15 protein-coding genes and 1 tRNA gene are annotated in these 17,943 nt (G+C 60.1%); 11 read left to right on the top strand and 5 right to left on the bottom strand.

Features of this window, described 5'->3' with window-relative positions; all coding sequences use genetic code 11:
- Positions 1–70 precede the first annotated feature (70 nt).
- The 9 genes from gmk to phoB all read left to right on the top strand — a co-directional run bounded on the left by gmk (position 71) and on the right by phoB (position 8,781).
- Positions 71–712 (top strand): guanylate kinase, encoded by a 642-nt coding sequence (gene gmk / locus AC0WR5_RS10215; protein WP_475868807.1) that lies wholly within the window; start codon positions 71–73, stop codon positions 710–712.
- A complete protein-coding gene (locus AC0WR5_RS10210) occupies positions 709–1,236 on the top strand; it encodes a gamma carbonic anhydrase family protein (protein WP_475868805.1) in 528 nt (175 codons plus the stop codon). Before gmk ends, AC0WR5_RS10210 begins: the two co-directional genes overlap by 4 nt.
- Before the next feature lie 13 nt (positions 1,237–1,249).
- Positions 1,250–2,290 (top strand): ATP-binding protein, encoded by a 1,041-nt coding sequence (locus AC0WR5_RS10205; protein WP_475868803.1) that lies wholly within the window; start codon positions 1,250–1,252, stop codon positions 2,288–2,290.
- 223 nt (positions 2,291–2,513) lie between these two features.
- The gene (locus AC0WR5_RS10200) at positions 2,514–3,557 is read left to right on the top strand and encodes a substrate-binding domain-containing protein (protein WP_475868801.1); all 1,044 of its coding nucleotides are present in this window, start codon (positions 2,514–2,516) and stop codon (positions 3,555–3,557) included.
- Positions 3,558–3,697: 140 nt separating this feature from the next.
- Positions 3,698–5,161, top strand: coding sequence for a phosphate ABC transporter permease subunit PstC (pstC, locus tag AC0WR5_RS10195; protein WP_475868799.1), 1,464 nt, complete (start codon positions 3,698–3,700; stop codon positions 5,159–5,161).
- Positions 5,158–6,510: a phosphate ABC transporter permease PstA gene (pstA, locus tag AC0WR5_RS10190; protein WP_475868797.1), complete on the top strand. Its 1,353-nt coding sequence runs from the start codon at positions 5,158–5,160 to the stop codon at positions 6,508–6,510. The genes pstC and pstA overlap by 4 nt, the downstream gene beginning before the upstream one ends.
- 15 nt (positions 6,511–6,525) lie before the next feature.
- Entirely contained in the window at positions 6,526–7,323 is a 798-nt protein-coding gene (pstB, locus tag AC0WR5_RS10185; RefSeq protein ID WP_475868795.1) for a phosphate ABC transporter ATP-binding protein PstB, read from the top strand.
- A gap of 32 nt (positions 7,324–7,355) precedes the next feature.
- Positions 7,356–8,090 (top strand): phosphate signaling complex protein PhoU, encoded by a 735-nt coding sequence (phoU, locus tag AC0WR5_RS10180; protein WP_475868793.1) that lies wholly within the window; start codon positions 7,356–7,358, stop codon positions 8,088–8,090.
- A gap of 1 nt (position 8,091) precedes the next feature.
- The gene (phoB, locus tag AC0WR5_RS10175; RefSeq protein WP_475868792.1) at positions 8,092–8,781 is read left to right on the top strand and encodes a phosphate regulon transcriptional regulator PhoB; all 690 of its coding nucleotides are present in this window, start codon (positions 8,092–8,094) and stop codon (positions 8,779–8,781) included.
- A 178-nt stretch (positions 8,782–8,959) separates the two neighbouring features.
- On the opposite strand, the gene AC0WR5_RS10170 is transcribed toward phoB, so the two are convergent.
- The 4 genes from AC0WR5_RS10170 to AC0WR5_RS10155 form a co-directional block, all read right to left on the bottom strand.
- Positions 8,960–9,493, bottom strand: a complete 534-nt coding sequence (locus AC0WR5_RS10170) for a chemotaxis protein CheD (RefSeq protein ID WP_475868790.1) — start codon at positions 9,491–9,493, stop codon at positions 8,960–8,962.
- 11 nt (positions 9,494–9,504) lie between these two features.
- On the bottom strand, positions 9,505–10,587 hold the full coding sequence (locus AC0WR5_RS10165) for a protein-glutamate methylesterase/protein-glutamine glutaminase (protein ID WP_475868788.1): 1,083 nt from the start codon (positions 10,585–10,587) through the stop codon (positions 9,505–9,507).
- Positions 10,587–13,649: a methyl-accepting chemotaxis protein gene (locus AC0WR5_RS10160; RefSeq protein WP_475868786.1), complete on the bottom strand. Its 3,063-nt coding sequence runs from the start codon at positions 13,647–13,649 to the stop codon at positions 10,587–10,589. The genes AC0WR5_RS10165 and AC0WR5_RS10160 overlap by 1 nt, the downstream gene beginning before the upstream one ends.
- A gap of 185 nt (positions 13,650–13,834) precedes the next feature.
- Positions 13,835–14,422, bottom strand: a complete 588-nt coding sequence (locus AC0WR5_RS10155) for a response regulator transcription factor (RefSeq protein ID WP_475868784.1) — start codon at positions 14,420–14,422, stop codon at positions 13,835–13,837.
- A 169-nt stretch (positions 14,423–14,591) separates the two neighbouring features.
- Between AC0WR5_RS10155 and AC0WR5_RS10150 the strand changes: the two genes are divergently transcribed.
- Positions 14,592–15,074 carry a putative pterin-binding protein gene (locus tag AC0WR5_RS10150; RefSeq protein ID WP_475868782.1) on the top strand — a complete coding sequence of 161 codons (483 nt, stop codon included), beginning with the start codon at positions 14,592–14,594 and terminating at the stop codon, positions 15,072–15,074.
- 49 nt (positions 15,075–15,123) lie between these two features.
- The gene (locus tag AC0WR5_RS10145; RefSeq protein ID WP_475868780.1) at positions 15,124–17,745 is read left to right on the top strand and encodes an ATP-binding protein; all 2,622 of its coding nucleotides are present in this window, start codon (positions 15,124–15,126) and stop codon (positions 17,743–17,745) included.
- A 44-nt stretch (positions 17,746–17,789) separates the two neighbouring features.
- Here AC0WR5_RS10145 and AC0WR5_RS10140 read toward each other — a convergent pair.
- Positions 17,790–17,879, bottom strand: a tRNA-Ser gene (locus tag AC0WR5_RS10140).
- Positions 17,880–17,943 lie beyond the last annotated feature (64 nt).

Genomic DNA, 17,943 nt, shown 5'->3' with positions numbered 1-17,943 from the left:
GCTGTCATTGCCCTGTCACGGAAAACCTGCAACACCCGGCGCAACGCAAATACATCCGGATTCCTGACTGATGACGAAACGCCGTGGCCTTCTGATTATCCTTTCCTCTCCGTCCGGCGCGGGGAAATCGACCCTTTCGAAACGCCTTCTGGCCTGGGACCCGGATATCCGGTTCTCGGTCTCGGCCACCACGCGGGCCCCGCGTCCGGGCGAAGATCACGGTGTGCACTACTATTTCCACCATCGCGAGGATTTCGACCGGATGGTGGCAGAAGGTGACATGCTGGAGCATGCGACCGTCTTCGGCAATTCCTACGGCAGCCCCCGCAAGCCGGTGGAAGAGGCAATCAATGCCGGTCATGACCTGCTCTTCGACATCGACTGGCAGGGCGGCCAGCAGATCCGCAATTCGGCGCTGAAGGACCACGTGCTGTCGATCTTCATCCTGCCGCCCTCGATCCGCGAGCTCGAACGGCGGCTGGTCAGCCGGGCGCAGGACAGCGAGGAGGTGATCGCAGGGCGCATGGCCAAGAGCATGGACGAGATCAGCCATTGGGCCGAATATCACTACGTCCTGGTCAACGACGACCTGGATGAAACGGAGGAGCGGCTGCGCACGATCATCAGCGCCGAGCGCATGAGATTGTCACAACAGCCGGGTATGGTGGATTTCGTGCGCGCCCTGAGCACGGAATACGAGGAGGACCGATGACGCTATACAGCCTTGGTGGAGTTGAACCGCAACTGCCCGACGACGGTGATTTCTGGGTGGCCCCCGATGCCAATCTGATCGGCAAGGTGGTGCTGGAGACCGGCACCTCGGTGTGGTTCGGCTGCACGCTGCGCGGCGACAACGAGGTGATCCGGATTGGCGCCGGCAGCAACGTGCAGGAAAACACCGTGATGCATACCGACATGGGCTTTCCACTGACTCTGGGGCGCAATTGCACCATCGGACACAAGGCGATGCTGCATGGCTGCACAGTGGGCGACAATTCCCTGATCGGCATGGGGGCAACAGTTCTGAATGGCGCGGTCATCGGTCGGAATTGCCTGATTGGCGCCGGGGCCATCGTGACCGAAGGCAAGCAGATCCCCGACAATTCCATGGTGTTGGGCGCCCCGGGACGCGTGGTCAAGGAGCTGGGAGCGGACTGGGAACAGAGGCTTGCGGCTTCTGCGCGTCACTATCAGCAGAACATGCGGCGGTTCCGCGACGGGCTGAGGCCGGTCTGAACGAGGCACAGCGATGACTGACAGTTCCATCACTGCGCTGCTGAGCGCCATCCCACTACCTGCGCTGCTGGTGGGGCGCGGGGAGCGGATCATCGCCTCGAACACGCTGACAGCGTCTCTGTTCGGGGGCTCGATCAACGGGCGACATTTCATCACCGTGATCAGGCAGCCGGCGGTTCTCGATGCCGTCGAGGCCTGCCTGCGAGACCGGCAGGTTCATCGCACCCGCTACCTTGCGTCTCGCGGCGGTACGGAGACGAATTTCGAGGTCACCTGCTCCTATGTCGACAGTCCGCTGGGGCAGGGTGCCGTCGTCTGCTTCCAGGATATCACCCAGCTGGAGAAGGCCGAACTGATGCGCCGCGATTTCGTCGCGAACGTCAGCCACGAACTGCGCACGCCGCTGACCGCATTGATCGGGTTCATCGAGACCCTGCGCGGGCCCGCCAAGGATGATATGGTCGCGCGGGAGCGCTTTCTGGGGATCATGGCGAACGAAGCCGGACGCATGGAGCGGCTGGTCAAGGACCTGCTGTCACTGAGTCAGGTGGAAGGCGAGGCGAGGATCCGCCCGACGGAGCGGGTCGAGCTGCATGGATTGATGGATTCGGTGCGCAATGCCCTGCAGCCCCTGGCGACGAGTGCGAAGGTGGATCTGCAGGTGAAATCCGAGCGCGACGAAGTCTTCATTCACGGTGATCCGGATCAGCTGCGGCAAGTTCTGACAAACCTGGTGGAAAACGCCATCAAGTACGGCGGATCGGGCGGCGAGGTGACGATGGCGCTCTCGGCCTGCCGCGAGATGCCGGAATTGCGCGGCCCGGGAGTGGCGCTGACGGTCAGTGACAAGGGGCAGGGAATCGACGAGGTCCATCTGCCCCGGCTGACCGAGCGCTTTTATCGTGTGGACAGTCACAGAAGCAGGGAAATGGGCGGAACGGGCCTGGGACTGGCGATCGTGAAGCATATCGTGAATCGCCATCGCGGCCGAATGCGGGTGGAATCGAAACTGGGTGAAGGCACCACGATCCGTATCGTCCTGCCTGCGGACTGACGTTCTAAGTCATTGTTTTTAATCAGTATTATGATCATTCCCCATATTTTTAAGGGGCTTCGTGCCGGTCGTGCTCCCGGAACTTATCGGCACGAGACGCAGGAAAATCGGGCTGTGTCATGAAACTGTTACGTCAATGTCACAAAAGCATTGCGCCAACCCCCTAGCAGGGGCGGTGAGGCTGCCGGGGATGGTGGCCAGACCATGACAACAGGAGCATTCCATGTCCTTCATGAAACTGACCGCATCTGCCATCGCGGTTGCTGCCGTTTCCGCCACTGCCGCCGCGGCTCGCGATCAGATCCAGATTGCCGGCTCTTCGACCGTTCTGCCCTACGCTTCGATCGTGGCAGAGGCCTTCGGCGAAAACTTCGATTTCCCGACACCGGTCGTCGAGTCCGGCGGTTCGTCGTCGGGACTGAAGCGCTTCTGCGAAGGTGTGGGTGAAAACACCATCGACATCGCAAACGCGTCGCGTTCGATCAAGGACTCCGAAATCCAGACCTGCGCCGAAAACGGCGTGACCGACATCATGGAAGTCCGCATCGGCTATGATGGCATCGTCTTTGCCAGCCAGCTGAACGGCCCGGCCTATGACGCCTTCGAGCCCGCCGATCTCTACAATGCCCTGGCCGCCAAGGTTCTGGTCGACGGCAAGCTCGTCGACAACAGCTATACCCAGTGGTCCGAGTTCAACGGCGATCTGCCGGCCACCGATATCCTTGCCTTCATCCCGGGCACCAAGCACGGCACCCGCGAAGTTTTCGAGGAGAAGGTGATCGTGGCGGGCTGTGAAGCCACCGGCGCCTATGACGCCTATGTCGAAGCCAACGGCGGCGACGAGAAGGCGGCGGCGAAGTCCTGCATGGAGCTGCGCACCGATGGCAAGTCGGTCGATATCGACGGTGACTACACCGAGACCCTGGCCCGGATCGAATCCAACCCGAACGGCATCGGCGTCTTCGGCCTGTCGTTCTACGAAAACAATACCGACAAGCTGAAGGTCGCGACCATGTCCGGCATCGAACCTTCGACCGAAACCATCGCAACCGGCGAATACCCCGTGTCGCGTCCGCTGTTCTTCTACGTCAAGAAGGCGCATCTGAACGTCATTCCGGGCCTGAAGGACTATGCGGAGTTCTTCGTCTCTGATGACATCGCGGGCCCCGATGGCCCTCTGGCCGCCTATGGCCTGGTGTCCGACCCCGAGCTGGCCGACACCCAGAGCGCCGTCGCCGACGAACAAACCATGGGTTCGGCCAGCTGACAGGCTGACTTTCCCGTCTCTGGCGGCAGTGCCCCTGGGCCTGCCGCCAGACCTCCTTCCGGTCTCCGAAATGCACCGATGCAGGTCCGCACCTATCGCGGACAGGACCGGACCTGACGCCTTTCTCCAGCGAGTATTCGATGCAGGCATCCTGGATATTTCTGATCGTTCTGGCACTGGCCGCCATTGGCTACGTGTTGGGACGTGGTCGCGCCCTGGCTTCCGTGGGCGGAGATGGACGCAAGCTCCACTCGCTGCCGTCCTACTACGGGATGAACGCCGCGCTTTTCGTGCTTGTACCTTCGTTGCTGGTGCTTGCCGTCTGGCTGCTGGTGCAGCCGATGATCATCGAACATCAGGTCAAGGGGCTGATCCCCGCCGACAGTTACCAGAACCCCGGCCAGCTGAGCCTGCTGATGTCGCAAGTCCGCGACGTCGCGCATGGTCTCGAGGACGCTGTTCGCCAGGGCAGTTTGACCCATCAGGAAGTTCTGACGCTGGATACCGAGCTGACCGATGTGCGCGGAGTTCTGGCCCAGATTGGTGTGCCGCTGGGCAGCGATGTCGATGCCGCCACGCTGAAGGCCTCGCTGACCTACATGCAGATGAGCGAGACCGGGGACCTGATCCGCAATACCCTCGTTCTGTTGCTGGCCGTCGGGGGCTTCGTGCTGGCCGTGATGCGCAGCAACGGCGCCTATCGTGCGCGGAATGCGGTAGAACGCGTGATCCTGATCATGCTGATCGCCGCGGCCTCGATCGCCATTCTGACCACTATCGGCATCGTCCTCTCGCTGGTCTTCAATACCGTCGAATTCTTCAAGCTGTACCCGGCGCGAGACTTCTTCTTCGGCACCACCTGGAGCCCGTCCTTTGGTGGCGGATCCGAGTTGGGCATCCTGCCGCTGCTCTGGGGCACGCTCTACATCTCGGTGATCGCGTTGATCGTGGCCGTGCCGATCGGGCTCTTCGCGGCGATCTACCTGTCGGAATATGCCTCGCCGCGCATGCGCGCCTTTGCCAAGCCGATGATCGAGGTTCTGGCCGGCATACCGACCATCGTCTATGGCCTCTTCGCCCTGATGACCGTCGGGCCGATGCTGATGAGCGTTTTCGGCCCGGACAGCCTTGGCTGGATGAAAGGCGGTACCTCGGTGATGACCGCCGGCCTGGTGATGGGTATCATGCTGATCCCCTTCGTCAGTTCCCTGTCCGATGACATCATCAATGCCGTGCCACAGGCGATGCGCGATGGCTCGCTTGGCTTGGGCGCCACTCATTCGGAAACCATTCGCCAGGTGGTCATGCCGGCGGCATTGCCGGGAATAGTCGGCGCGATCCTTCTGGCCGCCAGTCGCGCCATCGGCGAGACCATGATCGTGGTCATGGGGGCAGGGGCCGCGGCCCGGCTCTCGCTAAACCCCTTCGAGGCGATGACGACCGTGACGGCCAAGATCGTCAGCCAGCTGACCGGCGACGCGGACTTTGCCTCGCCCGAAGCACTCGTCGCCTTTGCCCTGGGCATGACGCTCTTTGTCATCACCCTGTGCCTGAACATCTTCGCGCTCTGGATCGTGCGCAAATACCGGGAGCAATACGAATGACCGACGCAACCGCCTCCGGTCCCGCGCAATCGAAGAAGGGCTCGCTGCTGGCCCATGACGCGCGCACCCGTCGCCGCAACGCTGCAGAGAAGCGCTTTCGCGCCTATGGCATGGCTGCGGTCGGAATCGGCGTGATCTTCCTGATGGTGCTGCTTTTCACAATCGTGCGCAACGGCCTCCCCGCCTTTACCCAGACCGTGATCGAACTGCCTGTGATGCTGCCGGCCGAAAAGCTGGACAAGAACGGCAATCGTAATCCCGAAGAAATCGCCAAGGTTTCGACGTTTGGCTACAACGGCATCATCGACGCGGCGATGGCCCAGCTGCTCGCGGAAAATGGCGTCGACTCTCCCTTCGACAAGGACAGCGAGCTGCGAAAGATGGTCTCTGCCTCTGCACCGGCCCAAATCCGTGACTATGTCCTTGCCAATCCGCAAGTTATTGGAACTACGGTCGATTTTCGCGTCCTCGCGTCATCCCGCGTCGACGGCTATGAGAAGGGCCGGGTTACCCGGGACGCCTTGGCACGGGACAAGAACCTTGATGCCGAGCATCTGGATATCACCGACGCACTGCGCGATGCAGGTGTCATCCGGACCGAGTTCAACTGGCAGTTCATCTTTGGGGCCGATGCCTCGGACAGCCGCCCTGAACAGGCCGGCATGGGGGTGGCCATGGTGGGCTCGTTCTTCATGATGCTTGTCGTGCTCTTCCTTTCGTTGCCCATCGGCGTCGCTGCATCGATCTACCTCGAGGAATTCGCACCGCAGAACCGATGGACTGACCTGATCGAGGTGAATATCTCCAATCTCGCCGCCGTGCCCTCGATCGTCTTCGGCATTCTGGGCCTGGCCGTCTTCATCCAGTTCATGGAACTGCCGCAATCCGCGCCGCTCGTTGGCGGCCTGGTCCTAACACTGATGACACTGCCGACGATCATCATTTCGACCCGTGCTGCACTGAAGGCCGTTCCGCCGTCGATCCGCGATGCGGCGCTCGGGGTAGGGGCTTCCAAGATGCAGTCGGTCTTTCACCACGTCCTGCCGCTCGCCATGCCCGGCATCCTGACCGGCACCATCATCGGCCTGGCACAGGCGCTTGGCGAGACCGCGCCGCTGCTGCTGATCGGTATGGTGGGCTATATCGCGACGAACTATCCGCACAGCATCGCCGAAGGCTTCATGGATCCCAATTCGGCCATGCCGGCGCAGATCTACGAATGGGCCAAGCGGGCTGATCCGGCCTATTATGAACGCGCCTGGGGGGGTATCATCATCCTGCTGGTCTTCCTCCTGACCATGAACATCATTGCGATCATCCTGCGCCGTCGCTTCGAGCGCCGCTGGTAAGCAAGGGGGAAGAAAATGTACGACTCGCCCGCCCTGGAGACTAAATTGGACAGCAAGAGCATCAAGATCGCCGCGCAGAACGTGCAGGTTTATTACGGCGACACCCACGCGATCAAGGACGTCAATGTCCAGATCCAGGACAAGACCGTTACCGCCTTCATCGGCCCGTCGGGCTGTGGCAAATCGACATTCCTGCGTTGCCTGAACCGGATGAACGACACGATCGACATCTGCCGGGTGGAAGGGGATATCCTTCTCGATGGCGAAGATATCTATGATCCGCGCGTCGACCCGGTGCAACTGCGCGCCAAGGTGGGCATGGTGTTCCAGAAGCCGAACCCATTTCCAAAGTCGATCTACGACAACATCGCCTATGGCCCGCGCATTCACGGGCTGGCCAAGAACAAGGCCGATCTCGACGATATCGTCGAACGGGCACTGCGGCGCGGCGCCATCTGGAACGAGGTCAAGGATCGCCTGAACGCACCGGGCACGGGCCTGTCGGGCGGCCAACAACAGCGTCTTTGCATCGCGCGCGCCGTGGCAACTGAACCCGAGGTCCTGCTGATGGACGAACCCTGTTCGGCGCTCGACCCGATCGCAACCGGCCAGGTCGAGGAACTGATCGATGAGCTGCGCGAAAGCTATTCGGTGGTCATCGTGACGCACTCCATGCAGCAAGCCGCGCGCGTCAGCCAAAAGACCGCCTTTTTCCACCTGGGCAACCTCGTGGAGTTCGGCGAGACAGGCCAGATCTTCACCAATCCGCAGGATCCGCGGACCGAGAGCTACATTACCGGCCGCATCGGCTGATCCATATCGCTGGGGTGAGGAGCCCGAGAACCATGTCACAACATATCGCGAGTGCCTACGACCGCGACCTCGAAGCCGTGCAAGCCCAGATCATGAAGATGGGAGGGTTGGTCGAACAGGCGATCTTCGATGCCAGCCAGGCGCTGGAAAACCGCGACGAGGAACTGGCCGAGAAGGTCCGGCAAGGTGATATCGCCATCGACGAGCTGGAAGAGCTGATCCAGGAAGAAGCGGCTCGGATCATCGCGTTGCGTGCGCCTACCGCCGGGGATCTGCGCATTGTCCTGTCGATCATGAAAATCGCAGGGAACCTGGAACGTATTGGGGATTATGCAAAAAACATTTCCAAGCGGACCTCGGTTTTGATGCAGATGTCGCCAATCCAGGGCGCTCATTCGGCTCTTCGCCGCATGGCTCGCGAGGTCGAGGCCATGTTGAGGGACGCCCTTGATGCCTACATCCAGCGTGACCTTGCCTTGGCCGAGGATGTCATCAATCGCGACCGCGACGTCGATCAGATGTACAATGCCCTGTTCCGTGAATTCCTGACTTTCATGATGGAAGATCCGCGTAACATCACCGCCTGCATGCACCTTCATTTCATGGCGAAAAATACCGAACGTATGGGGGATCACGTGACCTCGATCGCGGAACAGGTGGTCTATCTCGTGACTGGTGACACGCCCGAAGAGGCGCGCCCCAAGCATGACAAGACATCGACTGATCCCAGCGTGGCACCGCCCGCGCCGATGAACGGAGACCTGTAAGATGGCAGACCAACAGCCCACGGTGCTGGTTGTTGAAGATGAACCGGCCCAGCGTGAAGTTCTGGCCTATAATCTCGAAGCGGAGGGCTTTCGGGTTTCGCGCGCGGAAAATGGCGAAGAGGCCATGTTGCTGGTGGATGAGGTCGCGCCGGATATCATCGTTCTCGACTGGATGCTGCCAAACCTGTCGGGCATCGAGGTGTGCCGTCAGCTCAAGATGCGGACTGAAACCCGTGGCGTACCGATCATCATGCTTTCTGCGCGTTCCGAGGAAGTCGATCGCGTCAGGGGGCTGGAAACCGGCGCCGACGATTATGTCGTAAAGCCATACTCGGTGATTGAACTCATGGCGCGCGTCCGTGCGCAGCTTCGCCGAACGCGTCCGGCCTCCATGGGAGAGAGGCTTGAGTACCAGGACATAGTTCTGGACGCCGAAACCCACCGCGTCATGCGGGACGGACAGGAGTTGAAACTGGGCCCGACGGAGTTCAGGCTCTTGTCCACGTTCATGGAGAAGCCGGGGCGTGTCTGGTCGCGCGAGCAGCTCCTTGATCGGGTTTGGGGGCGCGACATCTATGTGGATACGCGAACCGTGGACGTTCACATTGGACGGCTGCGAAAGGCATTGTGCACGCATGGGGGGCTCGACCCGCTGCGAACGGTGCGCGGAGCTGGATACGCCTTAGGTTGAGATTTTCAGCTCGGCCACCGGGAAAGGTGGAATTATTACATAATACTGATTATATCACATGCAGGCAAACCGCTTTTTACATGCCCTAACCGCCCTGCAGTCCAAATTGCGATGTATTCCTGTTGTAAAACCTACGTTTGGGCCCAGAGCGCTCTGGATCCAAACGAGAAATATTCCCTCAAAAGAGCTCGACACCGTTTCGCGTATCCGGTTCGGGTGCTCGGACCGGCGCGACTACCTCTGGTGCGGCCGCGACAGTGCGCTGCATCGCTCGGCCGTCGGCAGTGAAGAAGCGGATCTGACGCGCAGAATTGCCCCCAAGGCTCTTACCGATACAAGGAATGCCTTCGCGCTCAAGGTACTCTAGGACGAAACTCGTGTTGGCACTGCCGATATCCGACAGGCCGTTGATCATGCTCGCGCCGCCGAAAACCTTGGCTTGCAACCTCGTGCGATCCGCTCCCAAGCGCACCAGGCCATTGATCAGAAGTTCCATCGCATTGACGCCGGCGTAGTCATTGATGCCCAGAGAAGTCTGCGAGCGCGCGACGAGAATATGGTTCATGCCGCCGATCTTTGACGAGGCATCCCAGATGCAGCAGGCAACGCACGACCCGAGAATGGTCGTGATGATACCTTCCGGATAGTCCGAAACAGCATATTCGCCCTGGGTAATGTTGATGTTTGGGCCCCTGCCCGCAGCTTTTTTCACTTTGAACTCCGTCAGTTCTTGCGCGCTTCGCAGGATCGGCAAATGGCCTGCGCAATTTCGTTGAGCGGCAGCTGTTCGTCGAGCGCGCCCATCTCTGCGGCCGCTCGCGGCATTCCGTAGACGACGCAGGTCGCCTCATTCTGGCCGATGCAATAGGCGCCGGCTTGCCTGAGCATTTGCATGCCTTCTGCGCCGTCCTTTCCGATGCCCGTCAGAATAACCGCCGTCACGTTCTCTGCCATATCCAAGGCAGACATGAACAATTCGTCCACCGAAGGGATATGGCCATTTCGTTTCGGCTTCGGAATTGCGGCAGTTTCCCCTTGACGCCCACGTCTGCGAACGCCCGTATGGGCTTCTCCACCTGGTGAGAGGTAAATATGTCCTTGAGATAATTGCATACCATCAAGCGCAAGCGACACATTCTGGGGCAGGATGTCATTTAGCCGAGCCGCGAAACTCTTCAGGAAGCTTTCGGGCATGTGCTGGCTTATGACGATCGGAGGGCAATCTACGGGCATTCGGCGAAGAACGGCCTCAACGGCAGCCACCCCCCCTGTGGATGCGCCGATAAGAACGACTTTTCCATTCCATCTCGCCATCTTGGCGAGCGATGTGGTGGTAAGTACTCCTTCACGCTCCTCAATTGGTTCACTCCGCCTTTGTCGCGCTGCTGATTTCACTCTTGTGCAGAGCTTATCAAGGATGTCCGGCGTAAGTCCCGTAGTCGGCTTGGGAAGCACATCGACTGCTCCGAGTGAAAGCGCCCTCACAGCGTGTTCGCTGCCCTGTTGCGTCAAGGATGAAAACATGATCACCGGCATGGGGCGCAAGCGCATGATCCTCTCCAGAAAATCCAGGCCGCTCATCCGAGGCATCTCGATATCCAGTGTCAGGACATCCGGATCAAGTTTCTTTATCATCTCCCGGGCCATATAGGCGTCGTTTGCTACGCCTACGACTTCAATACGGCTGTCCTTGCTCAAGCCTAGTCGGATCAAGTTCTGGACCGTGGGCTGATCATCCACGATCAACACGCGGGTCTTTCGGTTGGGATCATGGAACTCCGTATGTGTCTCCATGGAGAAGCTCATCAGAAATCTTCCCAATCATGTGCTTCAGGATTACTTTTCGGCGCCAGAGCCAGATTACCTTTTGTTGCTACCGTTGATTTGGCTGCTCTTTTTTCCTTGACCGATGCAGGAACAGGTCTGCGCGGCTCTCTGCGTTCATCACGCCCACCGATCTGGAAATGCCCGATGGTGTCCGCAAGGCTATTCGCCCGCTGTGCCAAGGCATGGCTTGCCGATGTAGTTTCCTCAAACATGGCTGCGTTCTGTTGGGTCACGTGGTCAATCTGATTTACAGCGGAGTTGACCTGCGCCAGACCGATGGATTGTTCTTTTCCGGCCTGTGCAATCTCCGCGATGTAGTCGGAAATATCGGAAATGGAACTTACGATCTTCTTGAGCGTCTCGCCGGTTACCCCGACAAGTTCGACACCTCGGTTCACGTGCTGACCGGAGATCGTGATCAACTGGTTGATTTCCGCGGCGGCATTCGCACAGCGCTGCGCCAGGGCGCGAACTTCCGTCGCCACGACCGCAAAGCCCCTGCCCGCTTCGCCTGCCCGCGCAGCTTCGACACCTGCGTTCAAGGCCAGCAGGTTCGTCTGGAAGGATATGTCGTCGATGACGCTGATAACCTTGACGATTTCTTTTGAAGAGGCCGCGATTTCGGCCATGGCATTTTCAGCTTCGTCCACGACCGTTCCGCTTTGTTCGGCGCTTGCCCGGGCCTCAATCACCACTTCGTTCGCGCGGGCCGCGCCATTTGCGGTCTGCGTGATGTTCGTGGTCAACTCGTCGAGGCTCGATGCAGTTTCCTGAAGTGTCATGGCCTGGCGTTCAGTCCGGACAGACATTTCATCTGCCGCCTTTACGATTTCCGAAGTTTCGGAGTGCATCGCCCCGGTTTCGCTGGCGATATCGACCATCGCACGCGTCAGGTTTTCCAAGGCATCGTTGAAATCCGTGCGAAGTTGCTCGTATTCAGCCGCGAATGGCGTATCGAGCCGCGTCCTGAGGTCGCCATTCGAAATGTCGCGCATGCCAACCCGAAGAGCTTCCACAACGGCACGTTGAGCCTCTTGCATGGCTTTCTGGCGGGCCTCCGCATCCCGAAGCTCGAGCTGCGCATCCGTCACATCGGAGCCGATCAAAGTGACCCCGATGGTCTCTTTCCTCCGGTCGATCACTGGATAGAAACCACCTTCGACGATGGCATTTTCCTGCCCGTCGCGGTGGAGCAGAAAGCGACCCTGGACGGGGGTGCCGTTGCAGAGCACGTCAAGAATGCCACGCTGTGTCATGGTTTCGCCTTCAAGCTCGACACGCTGGCCGAAATCCGTTCCGACCATCTCCTCGGATCGCTTGCCGATCAGATTCAGGAAATTCTCGTTCATCCGGACAAAGCGGCCTGTCATGTCGCATTCGGCAAGGATCTGACCGCTCTCGATGGCGCCGAGCACCGAAGTCTTGCGACGTTCTTCGGTCACATCAACCCATTCAACGACCAGCCCGCTGAAGACGTTGTCTTCGCTCCACACCGCGTTCAGCTCGATCTGAACACGGGCATTGCCCACACGAATGTCGGTACGGAACGGAAGATGTTCCGGATTGTCGATCAGCTGTCGGATCTGTTCCGGTTTGGCATGGAAGACGTCCATGTTAGTGCCGATCAGGTTGTCCGGATCGAAGGTGGAAAGAACCTTGCGGAATTCATCTGCTTGGGAACGCATCATCACCTTAACCGCTTCGTTCATGTAGGTGATGGTGAAATCGTTGTCCGTCATCATGAGCGCAGCCGAGGTGGACTCGAGCGCGGCGCTCTTGAATGCCATGTCAGTTGTCATTTCCTTCGTGCCGAGGAGCCGGACGCGTAGTTCCTCCAGGGCGGTGGCGATACTGCCGATTTCGTCGCGCCGCGAAACGTGAGGCACATCGCTGTCATAGTCCTCTTCGCTGACGGATTGGATCGATTTGGCAATGTCGCGCAGGGGCACTGTTACGGTCATGGCAATCCAGAGGCCGACCGCCGCCGCGAGCACGAGGATCACGCCCCCGACGATCAGGGTCTGGCTCATGAAATTGCTGACTGGCGCCAGGATCTCGTCGATATCCTTGCTGGCCAGAACAATCCAAGGCTGGCCAAAGACTGTTGTGGGCGCAAAGGCCACCATCTGGTTCTGGAGATAGCTTTGCGGGATTTGTTCCGACGTCACGCCAGGTTCCTGCCGCAAGGCTGCCTGCAGCGGCGAGTCGGCAGAAATGGCCCCGTTGTTCCACCCCTTGACTTCGGTCCGATTTACCCCGTCCGAGCCGATGGCAAAGCTTTGACCGGTCTGTCCCAGGCCTGCGGTCTCGCCGAGATTGTCGACGATGGTCAGGTCACTGATGCGGTAGGCAACCGCGCCGATCAGCCCGCCCATCTCTCCATAGACCGGAGCGATGACAAAAGCGGAAGGATCAAAGGAACTGCCATAATCAAAGAAATCGACGAACTTCACAGACTCGGGCTGTTCCTGCGCGAGCATGTCCGAGACTGCCGAATAGAAGGCATCCCCTGGCACGTCTCCAATGTTGCTGGCGAAATCGTCCTGTTTCGCGACGGAATAGACGATGTCGCCCTTGTCGTTGATCAGGTAGATATCGCGATAGCTACCGCGACGCAGGAGGGACAGGAAATGGTCATGAAACCGCGCGTGAGCCCGCGAGTAGACCGAGCCATCACCGGCATCCGTGAAGGCGAACCGTTCGAAGGCGGGATAGGTATTCTGCGTTATGTACAATTCCCGCAACTGCTCACCTGCATCCGGCCCCAGGACACTCCAGGCAGCGCCATAGGTGCGCAGGACGTTTACGAGAAATGGGCTTCGTGCCTGCATCTCGATATCCGTCCCCACGGAATTCGACCAATGTTCCAGTGCCTTGGCGCGTGCCTCGGCGACATCCAACAATTCAGCCTGCCCGGTCAGGATGAGCGTATCCTTCGCTGAGCGATAGGAGAACACGCCAAGCACCGCCAGTGATACGGCGACGAGAAGAAGGAAGGCGGCGGGCAGTCTTACGGCAATGCGAATCCTGGAAAGACCCATGTGTATCCCCTGCAATTCAGCTACGGCGCCCGAAAGGGATCGCCTCATACTCACGGCAGGTATGTCGCTCCATGGGTGAAGATAGCTTTAATCGCGGCAGAGGTGCCGACGCCCTCTGACGGCTTTTTGAGAAGAATTGGGAAGAACCCGTAAACCAAGGCTTCAGATCTGCCCGGCGGCAGCCCTCAGATCAGGCCTAGATCGCGGCCCAGCATGGCTGCATGGGTCCGGTTTCGCGCGCCGAGCTTGCGCGCCAGCGATCCAACATGAAGCTTCACTGTAACTTCCTGAACACCTAGATCCCGGGCAATTTCCTTGTTGGACCCACCACGCGCAAGCCCTTGCAAAACCAGCATTTCTCGTGCCGTCAGCCCGTTCTCGCCGGCAGGCAGGGAGTCGAAGGCCGTGCCTCCGTCAAGCATTTCGGCCACGGCCGACAAGACCTGGTCCGGCGACAGCGACTTGGAAAGAAATCCCGCGGCACCGATGGATCTCGCTGCCGCGGCACTGATGTCGTCCGGACTGCCCGTGATCACCGCGACCGGTACCTCCGGAGCGAGTTCTCGCATGCGCCGCAGTCCGCTCAGTCCCTCCATTCCCGGCATTCGCAGATCGAGCAGTACGAGATCGAAATCCCGACTGTCGAGGACCTGGTCAAGCGCCTCGTCAAGCGTTCCCACGCCGCTCACGTCGACGGTGCCGTGCTGCGACAGGTAGGCGGCCAGGGTTTCCCGAACCAGTTCGTGGTCATCGGCGATCAGGATATGGGGCATGCATTTTAGCCATTCGAAGGTGCGAGCCGCTCGGAGCTACAGGGAACATTAAGAGATTTTCTATAGCGAAGCCCTTAACGGGACGTGTTCGCTGGTCTGAACAGGCCTTCGAACCGCCCTCCTCGCACCATGCGACCCCGCAGTCGGGTCCAAGAGAAAGGAATTTGGCATGAAGACGTTCCTCCAGATCTTCACTCTCCTCATCGGCATCTCGATCGTGTTCTGCGCAGGACCGGCCCGGGCGGGCGGTGATCCGCTCCTGACCGTGACCGTCGGTGACAAGGTCACGGAGATGGATCTGTCCGCGCTCGAGGCGCTGCCGCAGTCGAGCTTTGATACCTCCACGATCTGGACCGAGGGGCCGCAACACTTCGAGGGCGTGCGCATGGTCGACCTTCTTGCGCAACTCGGGATCAGCGAGGGTACCCTGCAGCTGACGGCGGCGAACGACTATTCCATCACCATTCCGGTCGCCGACTTCAGGCCCGACGGAGCCATGCTTGCATACAAACGCAATGGTGCGCCCATGAGCCTGCGCAGCAAGGGGCCGCTCTGGCTTGTTTACCCATATGACGCTTCCCCCGATTTCCAGACGGAGGTGATCTATTCCAACTCGATCTGGCAGCTGGATCGCATCGCGCTCGTCGAGTGAAACGGCGCGCGCCGGCCCCCTCAGACGGGCCGGCACGCCGGAGAGAGCCATGGCGCAGCCCCGGGGCAAAAGAACCAGTCTGGAAACGGGCGTCATCCGGCTTGCGATCCTGGGTACGATCACGGGCCTCTGCCTGATCGTCATTGTCTACCTGCTGACCGACGTCCGGCAGAAGCTGTCGGAACTGTCCCGCTCGCCTGCCGACAATATTCAGTGGACCCTTTCTCAGCTGGAGGTCGAATACCTCGAATTTCACGGTGCCCTCGGACATGCCGCCTATGCTTTTGCCGAGGATCCAGAGAACCGCGAGAGCTTGAAATCCTCCCTTGCCGAGCTGAGAAAGCGGTACGACATTCTCTACAGCCGTCTGGTCACCCTGTCCCAGGCCGAGCTCTATGGCCGCGCCCTCAAGGACCCGACGCTCGACGGCGCCTTCGCGAAGATCAGGGAAGCGATCTTCGGCATGGCCGATATCATCGATTCCTCAGATGAAACGCTGCTCGCCTCGCTGATCGAGTTGGATCGCCAACTGGACAGTATGCGCCAGGAAATCCGCAGGATCCTGTCTGAAAGCAATATCATCTTTGTCCAGCTTTCAGACGATACACGGCTCAGCGTCGCAAGTGTGCTCATGCGCATGGCGGTCGCCAGCCTCGTTCTCCTCGCGGCGCTCAGCGCCATGGTCATCCTGTTCCGGTCGCTGGCACAGGTGTCGAAACGACGCCTGATACAGATGGAGATCACGACGGCCCGGCTGGAAACCATATTCAGCACGTCCCGAGACGCGATCCTTGTGGTCGATGCCAAGGGGCGCCTTCGCACGATGAACCGCGCTGCGCTGGAGATGTTCGACATCGCCGAGGCGAATGTGCGCGGGCTGCCTGCCGGTCGCTTCCTGCGCCGCGAAGGGGCCGAAGGCCTCGTGCCGGTCCCGGGCAAACAGCTGGTCAATGCCTGCCGGGACGGACCGCAGACCGGCTATCGCCTCATCGGGCAGTCCGAGGGCGGCAAGACCTTTCCGATCGAACTTTCGATGGATGTCAGCGACCGCGAAGGCGTCTCTGTCCTCGTCTGCGTCGTACGCGATATCTCCCATCAGGTGGCAAGCGAGGTCGAGCTCAAGGCATCCCGCGATCAGGCCCTCTCCGGCGAGCGGGCCAAGGCCCGTTTCCTGGGTGTCATCAGCCATGAAATGCGCACACCGCTGAACGGCATCCTGGGCACGATCGACCTGATCGAGGAAAACGACGATCAAGCCGATGGAGCGATGATGCTCCAGGTGGTCAGAAATTCCGCCCAGACCCTCCTGCAACTCGTCAATGACGTCCTCGACATCACCCAGATCGAAGGGGGTGACGTCGTCCTTCACCCCGCCCCCTTCGATCTCGACATGCTGATCGAAGACATCCTGGCAAGCGAGCGACCTCGCGCGAAAAAGCAGGGCAACCAATTGAAAAGGAGTGGAAATCCTCGGGGGGGTTGGGTGATCGGCGATGCCACCCGCCTGCGTCAGATCCTTCTGAACCTCGTTTCCAACGCGGTGAAGTTCACCGAGAACGGTACCGTGAGTGTCACGGTTGAACGGCAGGGCGACGACCTGCTCTTCGTGGTGAAGGACACCGGGATGGGAATGAGCACCGAAGAGCAATTGCGGATCTTCGACGATTTCGTACGGCTCGATTCCGCTCTTCACCGGCAGATACAAGGCACTGGTCTTGGGCTCGGCATCGCCCGGCAGTTGAGCCAGGCGATGGGGGGCGACATCGCGGTTGAAAGCGTGCCCTCGGTGGGCAGCACCTTCACACTGCGCGTCCCCCTGCCCGCCACCGCGGCGGTTGTCACGAACCGCCGCAAAGGCTCCGAAGAGGTTCCTCGCGCCCAGCCGATGCAGATTCTCCTGGTCGAGGACAATCCGACAAACCGCTTCGTGGCCCGACGCATGCTGGAACGCGACGGCCACACGGTGATCGAGGCCGAGGATGGCGCGCGCGGTGTCGAGGCCGCGCTCGAAACCCGCTACGACATCATCCTGATGGACGTCTCGATGCCGGTGATGGGCGGAGTCGAGGCCACTGGCGAAATCCGCGGTCAGCCGGGCCCCAACCGGCACACGCCGATCATTGCCCTCACCGCGCACGCCGGTGTCGAGATCACGGAAACCCTGCGCGGAGCGGGCATGGATGATGTCATCGCCAAACCGATCAGGGCCGTGGTTCTGCGCCGCCTGCTGCTCGAGATCGAAGCCGGCAGCAGCGAACGGCCCGGTCGCGATCATCGCCGGGGTAGCACCGCCCATCTTGCTGCCCTGCCCTTGCTCGACACGGCTGTTCTTGCAGATCTTGCCACGGGAATCGACGCAGATCGCCTTGTGAGCCTTCTCGACGGCGTCTTGGCCGAGGGAGATCGGCTCTGCCTGGAACAGGCAGTGACGCCATCCGCAGATCAGTTGCACCACTTCAGCGGTTCGGCCGCGACATTTGGCGCCCAACGTCTTGCAGTCCTTGCGGATGCGGCCATGAAGCAAGCCGAACTCCCCGAGTTTGCCCGGGATCCCGCGGTTTTCGACGCCATGACGGAGTGCTGGCTGGAAAGCAGAAGCGCCCTGTCTCGGTGGCGCAATACCCTGCGCCCCCGGCCAGAGGATCCACGGCAACAGGCAACTGGCGCCTGATCTACAAGATCCGCCACGCAAAAAGAGCGTTGGAATTGGGGTAATGGCGGAGAGACAGGGATTCGAACCCTGGAGACGGTTTCCCGCCTACACACTTTCCAGGCGTGCGCCTTCGACCACTCGGCCACCTCTCCGTGGAGGTCTCTTTAGCGTTGGAACCACCCGGACTTCAAGAGCTTTTCGCCATTTTTCGACGCT

This window comes from Pseudooceanicola sp. DL12 (assembly GCF_056270665.1).
Note: the sequence above shows the minus strand (reverse complement) of the source record. Positions and strands in the feature narration are given on the sequence as shown.